19 protein-coding genes and 1 rRNA gene are annotated in these 21,275 nt (G+C 35.5%); 4 read left to right on the forward strand and 16 right to left on the reverse strand.

Annotated features, from left to right (window positions below; genetic code table 11):
- Nucleotides 1-92, reverse strand: a 16S ribosomal RNA gene (locus D8M06_RS18805); the annotation flags it as partial.
- 564 nt (nucleotides 93-656) lie between these two features.
- Here D8M06_RS18805 and D8M06_RS20220 point away from each other — a divergent pair.
- The gene (locus D8M06_RS20220; protein ID WP_241559001.1) at nucleotides 657-740 is read left to right on the forward strand and encodes an NINE protein; all 84 of its coding nucleotides are present in this window, start codon (nucleotides 657-659) and stop codon (nucleotides 738-740) included.
- Nucleotides 741-1,351: 611 nt separating this feature from the next.
- Here D8M06_RS20220 and D8M06_RS18815 read toward each other — a convergent pair.
- Both D8M06_RS18815 and D8M06_RS18820 read right to left on the reverse strand, forming a co-directional pair.
- Nucleotides 1,352-1,678, reverse strand: coding sequence for a CHY zinc finger protein (locus tag D8M06_RS18815; protein ID WP_121206125.1), 327 nt, complete (start codon nucleotides 1,676-1,678; stop codon nucleotides 1,352-1,354).
- 177 nt (nucleotides 1,679-1,855) lie between these two features.
- On the reverse strand, nucleotides 1,856-3,277 hold the full coding sequence (locus D8M06_RS18820; protein WP_241559000.1) for a YfcC family protein: 1,422 nt from the start codon (nucleotides 3,275-3,277) through the stop codon (nucleotides 1,856-1,858).
- A 317-nt stretch (nucleotides 3,278-3,594) separates the two neighbouring features.
- On the opposite strand from D8M06_RS18820, the gene D8M06_RS18825 reads away from it, so the two are divergent.
- Nucleotides 3,595-4,041, forward strand: a complete 447-nt coding sequence (locus D8M06_RS18825) for an SRPBCC family protein (protein WP_121206126.1) — start codon at nucleotides 3,595-3,597, stop codon at nucleotides 4,039-4,041.
- Between the two features lie 47 nt (nucleotides 4,042-4,088).
- Here the strand turns inward: D8M06_RS18825 and D8M06_RS18830 are convergent, their stop codons facing one another.
- The 9 genes from D8M06_RS18830 to D8M06_RS18865 form a co-directional block, all read right to left on the reverse strand.
- Nucleotides 4,089-5,258: an amidohydrolase gene (locus D8M06_RS18830; RefSeq protein WP_121206127.1), complete on the reverse strand. Its 1,170-nt coding sequence runs from the start codon at nucleotides 5,256-5,258 to the stop codon at nucleotides 4,089-4,091.
- Nucleotides 5,259-5,491: 233 nt separating this feature from the next.
- Nucleotides 5,492-6,664 carry a hydroxymethylglutaryl-CoA synthase gene (locus D8M06_RS18835; protein ID WP_121206128.1) on the reverse strand — a complete coding sequence of 391 codons (1,173 nt, stop codon included), beginning with the start codon at nucleotides 6,662-6,664 and terminating at the stop codon, nucleotides 5,492-5,494.
- A 297-nt stretch (nucleotides 6,665-6,961) separates the two neighbouring features.
- Nucleotides 6,962-7,621: a ribonuclease H family protein gene (locus tag D8M06_RS18840; RefSeq protein ID WP_121206129.1), complete on the reverse strand. Its 660-nt coding sequence runs from the start codon at nucleotides 7,619-7,621 to the stop codon at nucleotides 6,962-6,964.
- Between the two features lie 225 nt (nucleotides 7,622-7,846).
- On the reverse strand, nucleotides 7,847-9,211 hold the full coding sequence (locus tag D8M06_RS18845; RefSeq protein ID WP_121206130.1) for a hypothetical protein: 1,365 nt from the start codon (nucleotides 9,209-9,211) through the stop codon (nucleotides 7,847-7,849).
- Nucleotides 9,212-9,576: 365 nt separating this feature from the next.
- Nucleotides 9,577-9,747 carry a hypothetical protein gene (locus D8M06_RS20020; protein WP_170150282.1) on the reverse strand — a complete coding sequence of 57 codons (171 nt, stop codon included), beginning with the start codon at nucleotides 9,745-9,747 and terminating at the stop codon, nucleotides 9,577-9,579.
- 230 nt (nucleotides 9,748-9,977) lie between these two features.
- Nucleotides 9,978-10,808 (reverse strand): mechanosensitive ion channel family protein, encoded by an 831-nt coding sequence (locus D8M06_RS18850; RefSeq protein ID WP_121206131.1) that lies wholly within the window; start codon nucleotides 10,806-10,808, stop codon nucleotides 9,978-9,980.
- Between the two features lie 603 nt (nucleotides 10,809-11,411).
- Nucleotides 11,412-12,173: a tyrosine-protein phosphatase gene (locus D8M06_RS18855; RefSeq protein WP_158591832.1), complete on the reverse strand. Its 762-nt coding sequence runs from the start codon at nucleotides 12,171-12,173 to the stop codon at nucleotides 11,412-11,414.
- A gap of 127 nt (nucleotides 12,174-12,300) precedes the next feature.
- Complete coding sequence (locus D8M06_RS18860) at nucleotides 12,301-13,662, reverse strand: sensor histidine kinase (RefSeq protein WP_121206133.1); 1,362 nt, start codon at nucleotides 13,660-13,662, stop codon at nucleotides 12,301-12,303.
- Nucleotides 13,640-14,353, reverse strand: a complete 714-nt coding sequence (locus tag D8M06_RS18865; RefSeq protein WP_121206134.1) for a response regulator — start codon at nucleotides 14,351-14,353, stop codon at nucleotides 13,640-13,642. Before D8M06_RS18865 ends, D8M06_RS18860 begins: the two co-directional genes overlap by 23 nt.
- A 136-nt stretch (nucleotides 14,354-14,489) precedes the next feature.
- On the opposite strand from D8M06_RS18865, the gene D8M06_RS18870 reads away from it, so the two are divergent.
- Entirely contained in the window at nucleotides 14,490-14,912 is a 423-nt protein-coding gene (locus D8M06_RS18870; protein ID WP_121206135.1) for a hypothetical protein, read from the forward strand.
- A gap of 191 nt (nucleotides 14,913-15,103) precedes the next feature.
- The gene (locus tag D8M06_RS18875; protein ID WP_121206136.1) at nucleotides 15,104-15,874 is read left to right on the forward strand and encodes a class I SAM-dependent methyltransferase; all 771 of its coding nucleotides are present in this window, start codon (nucleotides 15,104-15,106) and stop codon (nucleotides 15,872-15,874) included.
- Between the two features lie 191 nt (nucleotides 15,875-16,065).
- Here the strand turns inward: D8M06_RS18875 and eutH are convergent, their stop codons facing one another.
- The 4 genes from eutH to D8M06_RS18895 all read right to left on the reverse strand — a co-directional run bounded on the left by eutH (nucleotide 16,066) and on the right by D8M06_RS18895 (nucleotide 20,992).
- On the reverse strand, nucleotides 16,066-17,151 hold the full coding sequence (gene eutH, locus D8M06_RS18880; protein ID WP_121206137.1) for an ethanolamine utilization protein EutH: 1,086 nt from the start codon (nucleotides 17,149-17,151) through the stop codon (nucleotides 16,066-16,068).
- Nucleotides 17,152-17,417: 266 nt separating this feature from the next.
- On the reverse strand, nucleotides 17,418-18,059 hold the full coding sequence (gene trhA / locus D8M06_RS18885) for a PAQR family membrane homeostasis protein TrhA (RefSeq protein ID WP_121206138.1): 642 nt from the start codon (nucleotides 18,057-18,059) through the stop codon (nucleotides 17,418-17,420).
- A 165-nt stretch (nucleotides 18,060-18,224) separates the two neighbouring features.
- Nucleotides 18,225-19,823 (reverse strand): aspartate:alanine exchanger family transporter, encoded by a 1,599-nt coding sequence (locus D8M06_RS18890; RefSeq protein ID WP_121206139.1) that lies wholly within the window; start codon nucleotides 19,821-19,823, stop codon nucleotides 18,225-18,227.
- Nucleotides 19,824-19,975: 152 nt separating this feature from the next.
- Nucleotides 19,976-20,992 (reverse strand): multicopper oxidase domain-containing protein, encoded by a 1,017-nt coding sequence (locus D8M06_RS18895; protein ID WP_121206140.1) that lies wholly within the window; start codon nucleotides 20,990-20,992, stop codon nucleotides 19,976-19,978.
- Nucleotides 20,993-21,275: the final 283 nt, after the last annotated feature.

Consider the following 21,275-nt stretch of genomic DNA (forward strand, 5'->3'; position numbering starts at 1 on the left):
CGAAGGAGATCAGTTAGCTTCCCGCGCTCGACTTGCATGTATTAGGCACGCCGCCAGCGTTCGTCCTGAGCCAAGATCAAACTCTCCAAAAAAGTTTGTTTTGTGATTAACACCAATCAATCACAAAGAGAATTCTTAGCTTCCAGAAGTGTTACCTTCTGTATTTTATAAAGAAAAACGAGTTTCCTTTATGTCTTAACATACTGGTTATTTTGTTCAGTTTTCAAAGAGCAAATTTAGTTAATCGCTCGAAAGCGACTTAAATAATATACCATATCACAAAGATAGCCGTCAATAACTAATTTCATATTTTCAAAGTTTGTTTTTGTGACACGAAGCTTATTATATATAAGCAAAAAAATAAAGTCAATAACTTTCTTCAGTACTTAAACAACTACTGTGATGTTGATGACAGAAAATATAATAGCATCGTCATGGTAAAAAGTAAATATATTTATCACTTGTTATTCTTTCCATCCATTCCATATTATTCCCTTTTTATGAAACATATATTTTCAAACAAATCCTATAATCAAAAATCGTTCTTTATATGTCTTCATTTCAAACAGATAAAATAATTCTTAATAAGTTCATTATTTGTATAGTATACTATTAATAGTAAAATACTTTTCTAAATAAAGGAGGTATCTACTGGTATGCCCCAAAAAAATATTGCATTGGCTTATATCCTATGGTTAATATTTGGACAAGCAGGAATTCATCGTTTTTACACCGAATAGGTACGGGGATTATGCAGTTATTGCTTGGATTGTTCGGTTGGGCAACTTCTTGGATTCTTATTGGATATATCCCATTGGGAATTTTATGGGTTTGGTTGTTTATCGACATATTTCTAATACCAGGAATGTGCCGTAATCCTCGATAGATACATATTTCTTCATAGGAATTAGAAAACCTTTAAAGAGGCTGGGACAAAAGTATTTTCTCAAAGGAAAACCCGAACATGATTGGTGGATTGGTGCATAAATACCGCTCCGGAAATATACTTCGCACACCTTAGGGGAGCTGGTGAGCCTCCGTCGTGCTGAAAAGCGTGTGCGCCTGCGTCTTCCAGTGATGCTTTGAAGCGGGCTTCCACGGCGCAAGGGAGCAGGGAAGAGTATTCAAGTAGTTCCCTCACTACGCAGTCTCACCGATCCTCTTCTTCCGCAGGACAAGGAACGCTACGGCAGCGAAACATCTTCGTGAGAAAAAGCGATTTTCTTTTTCAAGGAGTCTACGTATATTTCCTCCGCTATGTAGCACATTGTTCGTTTTCTGAATTAAACACTTTAGTTATGTCCCAGCCTGTTCCTATTCAAACAGTATAATACTGAACTACACTTCTTACTTAGATATCAAAATATAAATGATGGTGCCATTTACAACCTGGATTAAACGAAACTTGACACTTGGGGCATTCTGATTGGCTGCATATATAAGATTGGATCGACATTTCCTTTTTACATGACCCACATAGAATAGCCTTTTGGTGAAATTCTGTCCTCAGCCAAATTTCCCGACCGCCACAGCCGTGTTCTTTATGACATTGATAACACGGAAAATACTCCTGACAACAGGGAAATTTTATTGCGATACGATCTTGTAGAGAATCGTAATGTTTACAGCGTGTTTCTTGATCAACAGCCCCTTTTACACGCCTACCATTTATCATCATTTGGTAACATCTCTCCTTTTCCAACGTACCATTTCGGTATAAAACCACCTTTACTCCCCATAACACGAACTGCACTGCTTTGCATTTTATCAAATTATTCAAATTTCACAAAATTATTTAACCTAGAAAAAGCAGCCACCTATCAAGTAGTGGCTGCTTTGAATAAAATCTATTATATTACATCGGTCCCCAATTGATAACTACAGCAACTATTAATGTAACAATTGCTATAACAAGCCAAATAAGGAACAACGGGAATACCCATCTTAACCATTTTGCATACGGAACTTTAGCTACCGCAAGACTTGCCATCAAGATACCAGATGTAGGAAAAATTAAGTTGGTTAGTCCATCACCAAATTGATATGACTGAACTGCCACTTGCCTAGTTACTCCAATCATATCAGCTAGCGGAGTTAAGAGTGGCATCGCAATCATAGCCTGACCACTTCCGGAGTTAACTAAAAAGTTTAATAAGGAATTAGAAACAAACATTCCAATTGCAGACAATACTGGTGCTAAGTTTTCTAATGGAACAGAAAGAGCATAGACGATAGTATCTATAATAGCACCATCTTCCAGGATGACAATTACTGACCTCGCAAGGCCTACTATCATCGCACCATACACTAGTTTTCTAGTTCCTTCTAAAAATGTTCCAGCGATAGAGTTATAATGCATACCTGCAATAATGCCTGAACCTAAAGCAATAAATACAAAAAATGCAGACATATGATTAATAGTCCATCCTAATTGTGTAGAAGCATAAACAAAAAACCCTAAACATAAAACGACAAATGTTAATAAAAGCTTATGTCTTGTTGTAAATGGATCATCTAGTCCTCCAGTATTATCATCATCATCTTCATATACTCCCATAAGACTTTCGGTTGGATTTTCCATAATCTTTTTGGCATATCGCCATGTATACCAGATTGTCAGTCCTAAAATAAGAATAAATACTACTATACGTAAAGCTGCCCCTGAAAAAATTGGTAAGTCGGCAATATCTTGCGCTATGCCTAAGGTGTAGGGATTAATAAATCCAACGCTAAATCCAGCAAAATTAGCACCAAAAGTAATTGCAACTGCCACAATTGGGTCAAGTTTAAGAGTCCTAGCAATAATCACCCCAACTACAACAAAAGCAATGACTGCATTCGCAACAGCTCCAACAGCACCAGCTAACGCAAAGATGGTGGAAACAATTGCAATTAGCCAAAACTCATTCCCACGTGTCAATCGGACTGCACGGTTGATTACCCCTCTTAAAGCACCAGACCGTTCAATTATCTCAAACATACCGCCTGTAAATAATATCATAAAGATAATATCAGCTGATTGAATCATTCCCGTCTGAATCGCATTAAAAAGATCAAGAAGTCCTAATGTTTCTCCCTCTGTTTGTTGGAAAGTATTTGGAATGACCATTTCCACACCATCAACTGTCTCCCTATCAAATGCACCTGATGGAATAATAAAAGTAGCTATAAAACCAACAAATAATACAAGAAACAATATAACGTATGTATCCGGCATCTCCCATCTGGATTTTTTTCGTTTAATAGGTTCCTCATTTTTCAATTCTGGTTGCGCCATGTCTTTCTCCCCCTATTTTCACACATATCTACCGACGAATTTCAAAATAAAATATTAAGTGAAATATCGGAAAATACTGTTTTATAAATTCGGTTTTTTATTATACCTGATATAGATGAAATTTCAAGGGAATTCCGACAATTTACGAGATATGGACTCTGAAAATTATCAAAAGTTAATTTACCAAAACCATTGCTGTAACTATGTTTGTAAGATTATTTAATATAGAACCATATTTTTAAAATTTTTTCTGTTATATTCATACAATAATACTAATATGTTCATAATAGATTGGATGTATAAAGGGAGGCTTAAGAATGGCAAATGGAAAACATACCGTTGTATTAAACGTTCCTATTCAGACTGTTTGGGACTTTGTAAGTGATATTAATAATTGGGCACCACTGGTCCCTGGGTACATAGAGCACAAAATTATGAATGACAGTCACTCCACCTGGAAATTTGTCAGTGACATTGGCTTTATGAAAAAAACACTCCATATGAAAAACAACATTACCAAATGGGAAGAGCCAACAAAGGTAACATTCCTATTAGAAGGATTAAATGAAAACTTTAGTGGTAGTGGATTTTTCGAGGCAAAACCTGTTAACGATACTACAACAAAAATAACTGGTCAACTTGATATCACGGCTGGTGGCTTTTTGGCTCCTGCTATTAATCCTGCTCTAAAGTCTGTTATCCCTAAGACTGCATCGGAACTAACCAACGCTGTAGCTGAGAAAGTAAAAAAAATATCAAAATAATAGGCTGCCCATGAGTATATGGCAGCCTGAAAATAAGAAAGTCAAAATTATTTTTGTTGAAAAGCAAAATAAGCTCCAATTAATGTTTTCGCAGCTATAGGCATTGCTCGTTCATCGAAATCAAATTTCGGATGATGGTGTGGATAAGTATTGCCTTCTTTTTGTGCCCCAGTAAAGAAAAATGCCCCAGGTTTTGCGATTGTGTAATAGGCGAAGTCTTCTCCCCCCATAGAAGGCTTAACTTCTTCCACAGTATGAATCTGTTCTATGTCTTTTCCCGCTTCCATCACAAGTATAGCTTCTTCTTCGTGATTAACAACAGGTGGATAACCTTTAATATAATTAAATTTATATGTTGCATCACCCGATACGCAAGCACCTCTTATCATTTTTTCCATTTCCTCCATGATTTGTTTTTGAATGTCTGTGTTAATATGTCTAACCGTGCCTACTATTTTTGCAGAATCCGCAATAACATTAAATGCTTCTCCGGCATGAAAGGAACCAATTGTAATAACAGCGGTTTCTAACGGATCTATTCTCCTGCTTACAATTTGCTGAATTTCTGTTACAAGTTGAGATGCAATAACAATAGAGTCTCTTGTCTCGTGAGGATAGGCACCGTGCCCACCTTTACCACAGATGGTAATCTCAAATCTATCTGCACCTGCCATGAAAACATCTCTGGATATTTCTAACTTCCCAAGAGGAGTAGTAGCCCATAAATGAGTACCAAAAACAGCGTCTACATGATCGATAGCACCGGATTCCACAATCGGTTTAGCACCACCTGGCCCCAACTCTTCAGCATGTTGATGTAAAAATTCAATCGTACCAGGTAGTTCCTCCTGATATTCTTTCATTGTCTTAGCTAGCGCTAAAAGTGTTGCGGTATGTCCATCATGACCACATGCATGCATGACTCCGTTTATCTTAGATTTATATTCTACATCTTTTTCGTCTTGGATTGGAAGTGCATCAAAGTCTGCTCTTATTGCAACTGTTCTCCCAGGCTTGTTTCCTTTTAGAGTTGCAATGACACCATTGCCTCCTACATTCGTTTTATATGGAATACCTAATTCCTCATAAAATTCTGCAATATATTTGGCCGTTTTTACCTCCTGAAAAGAAACTTCAGGATATTGATGCAAGTACCTTCTTCTTTCTACCATTTCTGGGTATAATTCATCAATTCTTTTATATATTCTTTCTAGCAAAATAAGTCCCACCTTTATGTATTTTAATACAATTATCTAATTATAACATAAAATTATAAATACTCAGGAAAACACACAAAAATAGGCCGTTGATTATTCAACCGCCTATAGCTTTGTTATATCAACATCTGACATTTATAAGGTTAGCCACAATCAATGAATATCCTCAGCAAATAAACTCTAGGAACGTGACATTCCACGTTCCTAGAGTTTTTTGTTTTTTTGTTTATTTCTTATCTTAATTTATTTACATATTGACGCATGTTATCGGTAATTCCAGCTAAACAAATTGCAGCTGGGTCTTCTTGAATATCTAATTCTTTGGTTGAGCCGTCCGTTGGTAGGTTTTGTTCAAATATATCCTCATATTCTGATACACTTACTTCTTTTCTCTCTGCAAATAACTTATTATGCTTCTCCGTCAGTAAGTGATTACGATAATTTGGTTCTAAAATTCCTGTAAAGAACTCCCCAACTGCTCCAGATCCATAGCTAAATAAACCAATTCTTGATCCTTCCTGTAAAGCTACATTCAGTTCAAGTAAGGAAAGCAAACTTAAATACAATGATCCCGTGTAAATATTACCAACATTTCGGTTATATTGGGTACTAATCTTGTAGTTAGCAGTTAATCGCTCTTTCATTTCGTCTGTTGTTTCATCTAATACTGTACGTAGAGCTTTTAGTCCCATCTTTGTATATGGCAAGTGATAACAAATCGCTTCAAAATCACTCAGTTCCATGCCCTGATCCTTTTTAAATTTATCCCAGACCGTTTGGAAAAAGGAGATGTATTGTTCATTAGAGAACTTACCGTCAACAAATGCTTTATCTGAGTATATAGGTCGCCAAAAGTCCATAATGTCAGAAGTAAGGTATGTACTTTTATCTTCCAATGTCATTATCCTTGGGTCTGCACTAATTAATAATGCAATTGCACCTGCACCCTGAGTTGATTCACCTGATGTATTCAGTCCATATCTAGCAATATCAGACCCCAAAACTAATACTTTGCTTTCTGGATTTAATGCGATGTGACCCTTCGCCATTTGGATGGCTGCTGTTGCACCGTAGCAAGCATGCTTCGTCTCAACAGCCCTTGCATTCGGATTTAATCCCAATAAATGATGAACATAAACAGCTGCTGATTTTGAATGATCGATACCTGTTTCTGTACCAAAAATAACAAAATCAATCGCATCTTTGTCCGCATCATCTATAATTTCCAACGCAGCATTTGCCGCCAATGTTACAGAATCCTGTGTAAGTGGAGGAACAGCCATCTTCTCCTGGCCAATTCCAATCGTAAACTTTTCAGGTTCCACGTTTCTTGCAACCGCTAACTTATTCATGTCAACATATAAATGAGGGGTGTAAAACCCTATCTTATCAATCCCTATTTTCAATTGTACTTCTCCTTTACCTTCGAATAAGATTAATTATGTATAATTCTATATTCCACCAATTTAAATGGTAATATAATCTACAAAATAATACAACTTTCGAGTCACATGCTATTTGAAGAATTCCGCTTAAAAGTTCTGTGATATATATCTTAAAGATATATATCAGAAATACAAAAAGCAATAACTACTTCTAAAATATCCATCTAAACAAAAAGTTCATCTGAAGCATTTGCAAAAACAGGATCGATTTTCCCCAATAAAAAAAATGCAGCAACTCTAAAGTTAACTGCATTTTATTCATGACTTTATTTCTATTGTACTTGTAATTTCTATTTCTTCTAAGGCTTGAGAGGCTAAATGGTCTGCTTCACGGTTCTTTTTCCTAGACACAGCCTCATATTCCGGACGAATTCCTAGTTGATTTAACTTCTCTTCTATTCGATCTGCCCACCGATTTAATTCCTCTTCATAACATGGCCACTCTCCATTTAATTGATTAATAACCACTTGGGAATCCCCTATAAATGCAACAGTTAGATGATGCACACCTAATAATTCTAATTCTTGTAAAGCGAGATGTAATGCCGCATATTCTGCTTCATTATTCGTTTCCAGCTCTTCGATTAGTGCATTCTTCCTCAGGCGAAAACTTTTACCGTCTTGGTCATAATAGATGGCACATCCTAAACCAGATTTTTTCCTTTTCAAATCAAAACCACCATCAAAATACACAGTAACGTTATGAGGTTCCGTTTGGATACCTTTCATAAATTTCTTTAGTTCTTTTAAAGTCCATGAAGTATCCTGGCTATCGTAAAATGTAACATCTTTTAAACGCTTCATTTTTTCCAGGTCCTCTGCAATTAATATCGCTTTTGGTGCCCGCATTTCATCAGATGTAAATCTACTCTCCGTCCCTTTCGACGTTTTATATATTATTTCCATTTTGACATTCACACTATCTCACCCTTATTCAACATGTCTTGTTGTTGATGCTTTTCATATTTATTCTTAATTAAATAAATCAACAATTCCTATCTATCCCGACATAGTTAGAAAACAAAGCCTACGATAAGAGACTTTTATATTGTTTTCAATTTATAATATATATATCCATATTTACTTACTTCTGTATAGTAGTTCCCGCTCCTCATTTCAAGTTTATCTTATTTTCATTACGCGTTATAGAATCAGCATCGCAACAAAGATCCCGATAAACCCAAAGGTAAAGGTAAAAATTAGATTTCGCAACGTAATTTTATAAGGATTTTGATGGGTATTCATAGCTGTCAGCGTTACGGCAACTCCATAAGAACTGGAACCAGACGTTGCTAGTGCAGAGACAATCAGCACAATTGCTATGCTAAGCGGATTAAAGATGGTGAATATTGGTGCAAGTACTTCCACCAATACACCGGTAACACCAATTGGATGAATCCCAAGAAGTGCCATGAAAAAGTACGTTAACATGATAAACAAAAACACGACTAATGGATTTTCTGTAAATAACATAAATGGCTTTTGAACAACTTCCAGGAAAGGTGTGGCATTTAAACTATTGGAGAAAAATGCTAAAGTTGTGAAAAGAACAATAAAGTTCTGCATATTGTTCGTTTGACGCTTCCATAGTTTATAACCTAATAGTTTAAAAGATTGCATTTTTTTAATAAGAAATGCCCAAATTATAGAAAAAGGAATAATGACGAGGGTAACAGTAATAATAAAGTTCAGATTAAACAGATTACTCACAATTAGGATAGTAGTTAAAAACAACACCAAAGCTATGAATAATTGGATAATTTTTCTTAAAATACCAATTAATGATATGTTAGAATTTCGACTTTGATGGTTAAAAGGAATTGATTTAAATCGCTGTCTGCCCACAATGATATCTATAGAAAGTGTAAGAACAGAAACTAGAATTAGCCATGGTAATAATCGCAAATAATTCACACCTGTGGCCTCTATCGTAATTGCAACTATTACTTCCATCGGACTCCATATTAAAGCAAGTGCAAAGGCACGAATAGTTGTTTTGCTAATAAATACATCACGGACAGTTTTACTCATATGTTTCATATTTTTTTGCAAGACGTCTTGTGAAAGAATCACGGCTGACAGATTAAGAAACATCATTAATATATAGGTGGTAATCGTACTTTTTACATAAAGAGCACCTAAATCCTCTACATTTTCAACCATCAGTCTATTAATTTGTTTATCATAACGTCCAACATGGACAACTGTATTAATCCATGGTAATACAATTAAAAATCCAAGCAAAGACATATTAGAAGTTAGAAATAATGGAATATTATATAGTGGAAGGCCAACATAAATATACATCGAAAATCCTACTAAAATAAAGGCAGTCCCTAGAATCTTGAATAATTTCGTTGCAGTGTAGAAGGAAACAATTAACATTGGTATTGCAAGAACACCAATAATATAATTCAACCAATCCTGTACCCAGAAATAATTAATGATTGATAATATAATAATAAAGGTATAGAAAATATACAAATGCTCGTAAAACCAATCCCTCAAAATATAACCTCTCCCACCATGCCTGTTCTTCTCCTATTATGAAACCAAATTTCCTATTAATATAGCATACTTATTGAATTCTACCCTTATATGTTAAATAATTCAATTTATTACAATAATTAACCCAAATTAATTAGTAGCCCTTTTTACTAAGGTCTTCGCTAAGTTTAGGAGGATATATGCATAGTTGATATGGGGCGTAGCGTAACCAAATGAAAAAAATGTTATCGTTTGCTCAAATAGTAATGGTTGATACAAAATGTGTATTTTATATGGAATAAAGCCATAATCTTTTAGAAAACAACCAATTTTATTCATAACTGAAGCATGGATAAGATGATAACCTTTCCATGCTTCATACTCATTTATTGTGGGCGATTTCTCTTATTTCTCCGCCCATTTATATTTAGAAATTCACTTTCTTGAGCAAATTCTACATCATCACGTTGACGCCCTGTTTCAGGTTCTGTGTTATATTTAATAACATTACGCTGTCTTCCTTTATCTTTATTCTTATTTTTATTTTCTTCTGACATGTAAAATCTCCTTATCTAATTTATCGTTTTATTATTTTAGTACGTTACTTTGCTTATTTCTATACTGATCTAATTCCATGCCCCCTTCTAGTAGAATGAGATTGTGTATTTAAGTACAACAAAACCAATCGCCAAAAAGAATTGGAGATGGAAAGTTGCTAAATATAGTTTGAACGAATTACTTTAAAAAATGCAAAAACGCCTCAGGAAAATTACCTGAGACGTCCGAATTAATTGCTTTTTGTAATATTCACCTGATGCGGGTAAGGAATTTCAATACCGTGCTGATCAAGTGCTTCTTTTAGCGCCTTTCGTATTCTTCTTTCTACTGCAAATTGCTGCATATTTTTTGTCTTACACACAACACGAATGACAACATCTGATGAACCAAACGCTTGTACACCAACAACATCTGGGCCTTCCATAATATCTTCATCTTCACTTGCTAATCTGTCACAAGCCACTTGCAGAACTCGCATGGCCGTATCAATATTATCATCATAAGAAATTCCGATATCAACAAGTGCTTGCATATTCCCTCTAGAATGATTACTCACACTGGAAATTTCTCGGTTTGGAATATAATGAAGTGTTCCGTCAAAACCTCTTAGTTTTGTAGTTCGCAACCCAATCTCTTCAATAATCCCATCTTTTCCAGCAACAGTTACATAATCTTCCACATCAATTTGCTGCTCTAGTAACAAGAAAAAACCTGTAACAACATCACTAACTAATCCTTGTGCTCCAAAGCCAATTGCAAGACCAATAATACCTGCACCAGCAATCAATGTTTTAATATCTAATCCAAATAAATCAAAAACAATTCCGATTACAATAAACATTAAAAAATAGGTAAAGATGTTCACACTAATTAATTGAAGTGTTTTCGACCTTGCTTGAGTCATTCCCTTATTATTTCGACTAAACGCTTTTTCTATAGCACGTTTGCCAATTGATTTTGCGATTAAATAAATAATTAATATGGCTACTAATTTAATTGCAATAATACCTATATCAACTAATAATCCAGTCCAATCAATATTTTCAATCCATCCGAACATTTGCTCACCTCTCTGTCAATTTAGCTATACCATTGTTACATAATCAAACAGAAGCCACAACAGGTAATTTGTCTTATTTTGTCAATTAATGACATCTATTCCCTTATTATTCATTTATTAAACAATTATTTAATCATGTTCTTTTTATAAGTTTGGTTATTCTTTAATTGGTACAGGTGTTAGAAACTGTTGATAATCTGAATTCAGAATAATGTGCTTAACTTTCGCTTCTGAAATACACTACGCTTTCCGCGGGGGCTGGTGAGCCTCTTTCGTGCTGAAAAGCGTGTGCACCTGCGTCTTCCAGTAATGCTTCGAAGCGTTACTAGTAGACGCAGGCGCAGTTACGGTCTTTCCGCGAGGAGGCTGAGGCCGTGCCCGCGAACCGCAAGTATTCTGCCGGAGCGAATGATTGCACTTATCAAACTTAAGTGTGAGCGAGAGCTACACTATTCTGAATTAAAAAATATTAACAATCTATATAAAATATGGAACAAAGCTTAAGTGTAAAAAGAAAGAAACAAATCTCTTAGAAAATAGCCCTTGTCAAATGGAAAAACTACTATTCCCTGTCGTAGAAATAGTAGTTTTTCTATAAATAATTTAATTGAGTTCTAACTTGTGAGGAGAATAATCATGAATAACCCTCGCTTTTACTCCCTCAATAATTTCGGGATTTAAATTAGTAGATAGCAGGTAATCCTCAAAAGTGCCATAATTATTTTTAATAAATTCGTATGCCGTCATCATATACTCTCGATTAGAGTATAAGAAGGAAAGCGGCAATGATGTATCTTCTTGTTTGAAGTCATGTAATGATTCTAGTTTCGAATAGGAGACTTCATAATTTGCTATAATATCTTTTTTTCTAACCCCCGCTAACCCTAAAAGCAGTAAAGCTAATACCCCGGTTCGGTCTTTCCCAACTCGGCAGTGAAACAGAATACATCCTTCTTTTGCAAAATGAATCGTCTCGAATATTTGTTTAACGGAGTCTTTTTGGTTTAATAACTGAATATAAAATTCACTAACTGTTAATTCTTGGTCTTTACCATAATATTTCGTAATATCTGAGATGGTATCTGTTATAAAGGGAATGTTATGGTAATCAACAAAATCAGTGTCAGATAATGGATTTTTAGCCTTCACTATTTCATTCTTTCTTCGCAGGTCAATAACCGTATTTACTCCATATTCCTTTAAAAATCGAATATCCTTCTCTTCTATTCCACTCAGATCACTGGACCTCAAAAAGGAATGCCATTTTGTTTGCTGCCCGTATTTTGTCTCATATCCACCTAATTCCCTGCAGTTTTCTAGATTATCAATCGGTAAGCGAACCCAATTAAGCTTTGCATTTTTCATAAAAGTCCTCCTGCACATTATAATCATAGTCCAACCGTAATATTGTTAAATTATTTTTAATAATTAGATATCTATATTTTACTTCAATGTTTCCATTCCTGCAATGCCTACTGTTCAACCACTTTCTTTATGATTTAGGAAAATAGACCATAACAGTGGTTCCGATTCGTTCCTTACTCTCAATTGTAATTTTTCCCTGGTGCGCATCAATAAGTGCTTTAGCAATGGATAATCCAATACCTATTCCTCCAGTTTTCCTATCTCTGGATTTATCCCCTCGGTAAAACCTCTCATAAAGGTAAGGGATGTCTTTCTCAGCAATGCCCTTTCCTTCATCTTTGACCATAAATGTTACGTGGTGACTGTCCTCGTCAACAGCTAACAAAACCTCTTTTCCTGTTGGAGTGTATTGAAGTGCATTATTAATAATATTAGTTAATATTTGTATAACTCTATCACGATCTCCATTAAACCAAATTTCCTTTGTGGACGGAGCTATAGTTAATCCTACTCCTCTTTCCTGAAATCTTCGAGTGAATTGATTTTTCATAAAAGTCACCAGTTCATTTGCATGAATAGAGGTTTTCGCTAATTTTATTTGCGGGTTTTCTGCTGCAATTAACTTTTCTAATTCATTTACAAGCCTTACCAATCTCATTAGTTCATTATGGCTTTGCTGCAGTCGTTCTTGTGTAGGTTCCCAAATTTTATCCTGATAGGCTTCTAAATGACTCCTAAGCGTTGTAAGTGGTGTTCTTAATTCATGGGCGAAATCAGCTGTAAACTGTTTTCTTAACCTTTCTTCTTTACTTATAGAATCAGCAAGCTCATTAAAGGATTCACCAAGTTTCTTCATTTCTCCGGACAATTCTTCAACTGGTATTTGTACTTGCTTTTGATGATTTTTCAATCCTATTATCGCCTTAGACATTTTTGCGAAACCATTCGTTAATCTTTTAGAAAAAATCAAACTGAATATAATAGACAAAATAACTGTTACCATAATGGCAATGACAATATTTCTTTTAATAGAGTTTAAGAAGGCGAATTCCTCACCAATAAATTCAAGGGGATAATGTACATCTATTGTACCTATGGATACATCATCGATAGCAAGGTCATAGGACTTTAATGTATACTCATTGGAAGAATGCATCCCCATCCCTCTACCTCTCATCATACCTGAACTTCGGTTTGTATCTGCTACAACCTGCTCTCGTTGATCATAAATAGTATAAAAAACCCCTTCCGTCATTCCTTGTTGATGCAACAAGTTTGTTAAGCGATCACTAATTAATTCACCATTGGTCGTATATTGTTCAATAACTTCCTCTTGAATTAGTTCTATGTTCTGTTCCCGGTTAGATTGTATATAATTGTCAAACTGCTCTTCCACACCAAAAAATATAGAAAAAGCCGTGATGAAAATACCGCTAAAGGAAATAACCAAAAAGAAAAATAATATTTTATACCGTAGAGTCAGTTTCATCCTGCTTTCCTCCAAACTTATAACCCATACCAAATACCGTTAAGATATAATTTGGATTTCGGGAATCTACTTCAAGCTTTTTTCGTATATTTTTTATGTGGGTATCAATGCTTCGCTCGTAACCTTCAAAATATGCCCCATCTTCTTGTATTTTTTCCAGTAAATCGGTTCTACTATATACACGCCCTGGATGGCAGGCCATTATATATAACAACTTGTATTCATTTGGTGTTAATGATAATGACTTGCCACCCATTAAAATTTCTTTTTTTATTGGATTAATCACTAATTCTTTATTATTAAATGTCATTGGATTTTCATCTACATTCTTCTTTATTCTCCTTAATAGCGCTTTTGCTCGAATAACTACTTCTCTAGGGCTAAATGGCTTTTTCACATAATCATCTGCACCAATGACTATACCATTAATAACATCGTCCTCTGTTGATTTCGCTGTTAACATAATGATTGGGATATCACTATCTTTTCTTATTAAGCGACATACCTCTTCTCCAGATATATCTGGGAGCATCAAATCTAGTAGCATGATATCAGGATTTACTTCTCTCGATTTTTTTAAAGCCTCTATCCCATTTGATGCGAAATAAATATCCCAGCCCTCCTTATCAAAATAAGCTTCCAATACTTCTAGTATCATTGGTTCATCATCTACAATTAAAATTTTAGTCATCCCGTTTCACCTCTATCCTAATAGTATCATCATAAATTTAGGATGAAATAATCTTCACAAATTCCACACAAGTTCCACATAGTATCTACATTTCTTTTCGATAAAATAAAGATGAAAAAGAAAGGAGATGCTACGAATGAAAAAAATGCTCATTGGAGTAATAGCTGCTTCGATTGTTCTTGGTGGAGCAACATTTGTTACTGCCGGACAAAGTAATAACGTTTTTGATTTCGAGTACATACAGCCTTATATGAAGGAAATGCATCCGAATTTTTCCTTAAAAAAGCAATATGCTATGTTTGAAGAATGCCATAAAGAAAATAGTTTTATGCATAGAAATCATTATATGTACAGAAATGGCTTTATGAAAGGTAATCAGAACCGAGGAATAATGAATAGTTTTGAGAGGCGAATACTTATGATGGGCGGAAATGGATTCGGCGGTTTTATGGGGTATGGAATATCTTGGTGGATTATTGAGTTAATAGCAATAGGAGTTATTGTTTACTTTACTACCAGATTAGCTATAAAACATGAGCAAAAACCGGAAGATAAATAAGCAGTGTTCCCTTTTACAAGGGACATTGCTTTTTTTTAAGTCTTTTCGGTGTTTGGATCTCCGACATCGTTACGAAAAGTATTTTTTAATGCTGAAATACTACTGAGAATTTAAATTCACGTTAAAAATTGGGTTTATTTTCTAGTTAAGTATGTTAATGTAAATAAAAACAATATAGAGGAGAAGAACCAATGATTGAAAAAACAAAGGACAACTGGAACCCTAAATTATATGATGAGAAACATTCGTTTGTATCTAAATTTGGTAGGGATTTAATTGAATTACTGAATCCAAAAGAGGAGGAGAGAATTCTAGATTTAGGCTGTGGGACTGGAGATTTAACCAAAGAATTAACAAGCTATGACACGGAAGTTATCGGTGTTGATAAATCTGAAAAGATGATTCAAAAAGCGAAAGAAAAGTATCCCGATATTCCATTTCACGTGCAGGATGCGACTTCATTGAAGTTTGAAAGAGAGTTTGATGCAGTATTTACCAACGCAACTCTTCATTGGGTAAAACCACCAGAACAAGCGCTTCAACAAATATATCAAGTCTTAAAAAAAGGCGGAAGATTTGTTGCAGAGTTTGGAGGGAAGGGAAATGTACAGATTATTACCAACGAAATTAACTTTCAGATTAAGGAAAACGGAATAAATTACAAACCAGAAAACTTTCCTTGGTACTTTCCAAGTATAGGTGAGTATACAAAATTAATGGAAGAGATAGGTTTCAGTGTTACATTTGCGTATCATTTTGACAGACCAACCTTACTAGATGGAGAAGACGGTTTAAGAAATTGGCTCGAGATGTTCGGCAATTCTCTCCTTCACGGAATAGATGAGGATAGGAAACACTCCATTCTATGGAAGGCTGAGAATAGATTAAAAGAATCTTTATATCATAGTGGCGATTGGATAGCAGACTATAAGAGAATCCGTGTAGTTGGTATTAAAGATTAAATAGACGTCAAGGTGATTCCAACCATCATATACTTCCTGCTAATTCAAATGACGATATGAGATTACATTCGCTGTGGCAAAATACTTCGCTTTCCGTGGGCATGGCTCAGGCCTCCCGCGGAAAACGTAATGTATTTTCGAGAGTAAAATAGCGCTCATTACCTAGACAGGTTACATCGAATTTATAAACATTATATAAACCTATATCTTTTATTAGTTACAAAAACAGCTATGAGTACCGCACTTATTCCCCCTACTAATTTTCCAACAATCATTGCAAATACCAATTCTTGATTAATCCCCGCAACAAATCCTAAATGCCCTCCTAAAACAAAAGCTCCACTTACCGCGAAGGCGACATTAATTACCTTTCCTCTAGGATCCATATCTTTAAGTAAAGAGAGCATAGGTATGTGATGCGCCAGACTTGCTACCATTCCAGCTGTTGAAATCTCATTTACCTCTAACAAATCTCCTATTTTCTGTAGTGGCTTTTTTAGAATGATAGATATAAATGATACCAGTGGAAATGCACCTGCAAGAAAAATAGCTATGAGTGCAACAATCTTTATTCCCTCATCAATGGGAGTCATGTTAGGAATAAGCACAATGCCTGTGACGGTTTCAACACATATTGCAACTAGTCCTACCATAGCCATCATTTGTATCCCTTTTGCAAAAATAGAAAAAATAGCAATCATCCTATCTGTATACTTAAACAATCCGACGGAAATAAAAAATGATAATAGTATAATAGGTATAAGATTTTTAATGATAAGTATTATATCAAGTCTAGCGACTAATCCTCCTATTAAACAACCAATAGGAACAGTTGTTAACCCTAGTAAAATTCCTTTTGCAAAATACTTTTGATCCTCTTTTTTTATAATTCCTAGCCCCACTGGAATGGTAAATGATAGTGTTGGACCTATCATCGTCCCTAAAAAAACCCATGCAAATAATTCAGCCTCCTCACTGTGAGACATCTCTGTTGCTAAAGAATACCCACCCATATCTATAGCTAACAGCGTATTTGCAAATGTAGCGGGATCAGCACCAATCACGCCATAAACAGGAGTTACAATAGGTATTAAAATTTTTGCCAACACTGGGGATATGGATATAATCCCAACCATTGCAAGCGTAAGCGAACCCATTGCCATAAAGCCTTCTGTAAAACGTGGACCCATTCCCCATTTATTCCCCATCATTTTATCAAAGGCTCCTAAGCAAAAGAAGCCAATAACTATGTACACGATGATATCGTTAATCCCCATTATATTAGTCCCCCGATGTTTGAATAATTATATTTATCTCCCCATCATAAAATTTAAATGCCCAAAAGGATTTAAATACAATCATTTTATCACATATTCCCACTTGCTTTGTATGCTCATAGAAATAGTAGATGACAGATTCTTCGATATACAGAGGATAATAAATTTATCTTATTAGAAACAAAAAAACAGTCCAATTGAGCTAATTGAACTGAAGTAATTACTCTCATCCGCCATTCGACAAATTCCGGGAAGTGACAGGCACCTTAAGGCAGTAAATATATTAAAACACAAAAAAAGTGTAAAATGGTTCCGGCTAAAACAAATATATGCCATACCATATGGTGGTATTTAAAGCCGCGCCATACGTAAAAAATTGCGCCAATTGTGTAACAAAGGCCACCTGCTACCAACAAAATAACCCCATTATCATGAAGGTTGTTAACAATTTCATCCCAGCCGAGAACGATAATCCACCCCATTAGAACGTATAATATAGTCGAGGTAAACAAATATCTTTTCACAAAAAAAGACTTAAAAACTATTCCACCAATGGCAAGTCCCCACACAACCCCAAACATCGTCCATCCTAATGAACCTTGGATAACATGGAAGGTAAAAGGTGTATAGGAACCTGCAATAAATAAGTAGATGGACGAATGATCAAATATCTCAAACAAATCCTTAGCCTTCCCAGGGCGGAGGGCGTGAACCAACGTCGAGGATGTATACAGAAGAACCATTGTTGTACCAAATATTGTAAAGCTCACGATATGCCAAGCAGTACCGTATAGTGAAGAATACACTATCAATACCACTAAGCCAGCAATACTCAGAACCGCTCCAATTCCATGAGTAATTGCATTTGCTATTTCTTCTCCTTTAGAAAATATATGTGTATCTGCCAAGCAAATCATCCATCCTTTACTTCCGATAATAATCTATTTAATTTCCATTATAACAGAATTGACAGATACTTATGTTTTTAAAATCGTACAGTCCTTAAAATAATGAACAAAATTATCCTGGAGCACCGACAATATTTGACATATCTCGGGAGGTGCCAGGCACCGCTATAAGAAAAATACGATTAGTTGTGAGGATATGGCAACTAATATTAGTGCGAATGGGTATGCTGCTGCATAAGCAACTGCTGGGTCTTCTGAGTCAATCAACTGATTAACTGCCCCTAATCCCGGTGTACTTGTCATCCCACCACATAATGCTCCTAAAGAATGAATGATGCTTAATTTAAAGATATACCTTGCAAAGAAATAACCAACTACAATAGGTACAATCGTAATAAACGTGCCGCCAATAACGAGCCTAATTCCTTCCGCTTGGACAACATCTACTAAACCTTGCCCCGCTGTCGTTCCTGCACCAGCTAAAAATAAGACAAGCCCAATATCACTTATTACTTGATTAGATGGCCCATAATAACGTGCGTGTATTGGTCCCACTTTTCCAAAATGCCCAATGATTAAAGCAACAAATAATGGACCTCCCGCGACTCCTAATTTGATGGTTCCAAGACCAGGTAAATAGAATGGAATCATCCCTACCAAAATTCCTATAAGTAAAATAATGCTAAGAGAGAATATATGAATATTAGTTATCTCTAACTTCTTCCTAGTAAATATTTTCTCTACTTGATCTAATCGATGTTCACTACTCACGATGGTAAGCACATCACCTCGAAGGAACCGCATTCGTGGATTTTGATTTAATTCGATACCACTGCGTTCTATCCGAGTAACAGTTACACCGTAGTTTCTCCGTAGTCGTAATTCCTTTAAATTTTTACCAATTACATTATCAGAATCAACAACTACTTTTCGAAGTTTGATATGATCGGTGTTTTCAAGATCTGTTTCCACTTCTCTCCCCACATAGCTGCAAAATTTCTCGATATCAGACCTCGTACCAACTGTAACAAGTTTATCTCCTTTTAAAATAACTGTGTCACCCAATGCAATAATATTACGATCATTTCGGATAACACGACTGATTACTACAGAATTGGTCTTAGGAAATCTCAATTCTCTCAACGTTCTTTTGTTCAAATCTGCATTTGTAACTTCAATCGTAATAACTTCTGGGGAATTTTCATTTTTCACTGGGTTATTTGCTTGGTTTAAGTCGTCTAACAAATCTGATTTAGTAACCCTTGGCAATACTTGAACAAACAATACAACTGCCAACACACCAAAGGGATAGGCAATACCGTAACCAACGGAGGCAAGTGGATTATCCGTCGCCTGTAATGCAGCTGCTAGACCTGGAGTACTCGTCAATGCTCCAGTCATCAAACCTACACTTAATGCATCAGATAAGTGAAATACTTTAGAAACCACCATCGTAGTGAGGACAGATACAAAGACAATGACAATAGAAATGATACCAAATACCAAACCACTTGTACGCATCATTCGAAAGAAACGGGGTCCTGCCTGCAATCCAACCGCTACGATAAATAACGCTAATCCAAAGTTTTGTACAATTGGAGATACCTGATAATTGAAATGCCCAAATACCATCGCAACAAGCAATACACCTGCTGTACCTAAACTAATTCCTTTAACCTTTATTTGTCCGAGCCATGAACCTAAGAACAAAATCCCAAAAAGCAACAGTAAAGGTTCATGTAATAATTCTGCCAAAACTTCCATTTTCGATCCTCCGCAATTATTCTTAAATATATAACACCCATCATTATAAATCTTTTTAAAGCAAAAGAACATGATTCGTTACAGCTTTCACATGTTTGGCAAATTTAAATCCCCTTTTACAACTGGAAAGGGGATTTATTTAGAATATACTATTAATCTTCTACAACAATTTTTCCTGCAGCACCTTTTTGTACATGATTAAATTGATGTGTTACAAATTTGTAGTCTCCCGATTTCTTCAACGTAAATTCGACAATGGCTCCTCCACTTGCAGGTAATCCAACGGTTTGCATTCCTTGGTTATGATTAGCTGGATGTCCGTCGATATAAACATCCTCAAAAATAGTACCAATTACGTGGAAGCTTGATTGTTCATTTGGCCCCATGTTCGCCACATAAAGTCTCACTTTATCTCCTGCTTTTGCATGTAGTGGCTCGTTTATTAGTGCTCCAACAGTCCCATCCGTATTCGGTTGTCCTTCATGCAGTGCTTTTGTGGAGAATACAACTTGCGAAGGCTCTTCATTTGTCATATCATTTATGTCATTATACTTATACCACTCATTTTGGATAATTACATATTCCTCGTTAATTTCATGATCAGTTGGATAACCATCTTCCGGCTGGACAATGATTACTCCATGCATTCCATTCGCAATATGCGATAAAACTGGATCAGTACCACAATGATACATAAATACTCCTGGACTACTTGCCTTATAAACAAAAGTTCCAACTTCATTTGGAGCAACATCGGCAAAACCGGTATCTGGAGCTGTATGAACAGCATGGAAATCCACACTATGCGGAATAGAAGGATCTTGATTTTCTAAGGTGAAATGAATAGTGTCTCCCTCATTTACCACTAATACCGGTCCTGGCGCCTCTCCATTAAACGTCCATGCTTTGTAAGAATAATCATCCTCAATTTCAATATCCGTAATTTGTGCTGTCATCTTAATATAAACATCTTTTCCATCTCGTTTTATTTCTGGTGCAACTGGTTCTTGATTTAAATCTTGGTGTGGAGCTATTACCTCTGTTTTACTTTCATCTGCTTGAGCATTAACGGATTGTTCTTCTTCCATTGTTTCGGTATTACAGGCAGCTAAGACAAACACGATTAAAAGTAGACGAATAATAAAACTAACTCTACGTTTAAATAGCATAAACCTCACCCCATTAAATATTTAGATAAGACTCAACTTGAAATGTCTTCTTATCTTTAATTTAAGTATAGATGAGCGGACATAATATTTTGTGATGTATATCACTTAATTACAGTTGATTATGGCGTTTATTTGTCTGACTAGTAAAAAAGCAACCAAACCTACGAAAAGAGCCCAAAATAAAAACCGAGTAGGCGTCGCCATTACTGACCACGCCTCTCACAGAGCTCACACGTGCGGACCTTCGCATGTGGCTCTTCCCATATATCCCTTTTAGAGATAA

The organism is Oceanobacillus halophilus, assembly GCF_003628505.1.
GTDB lineage: Bacteria > Bacillota > Bacilli > Bacillales > Amphibacillaceae > Oceanobacillus > Oceanobacillus halophilus.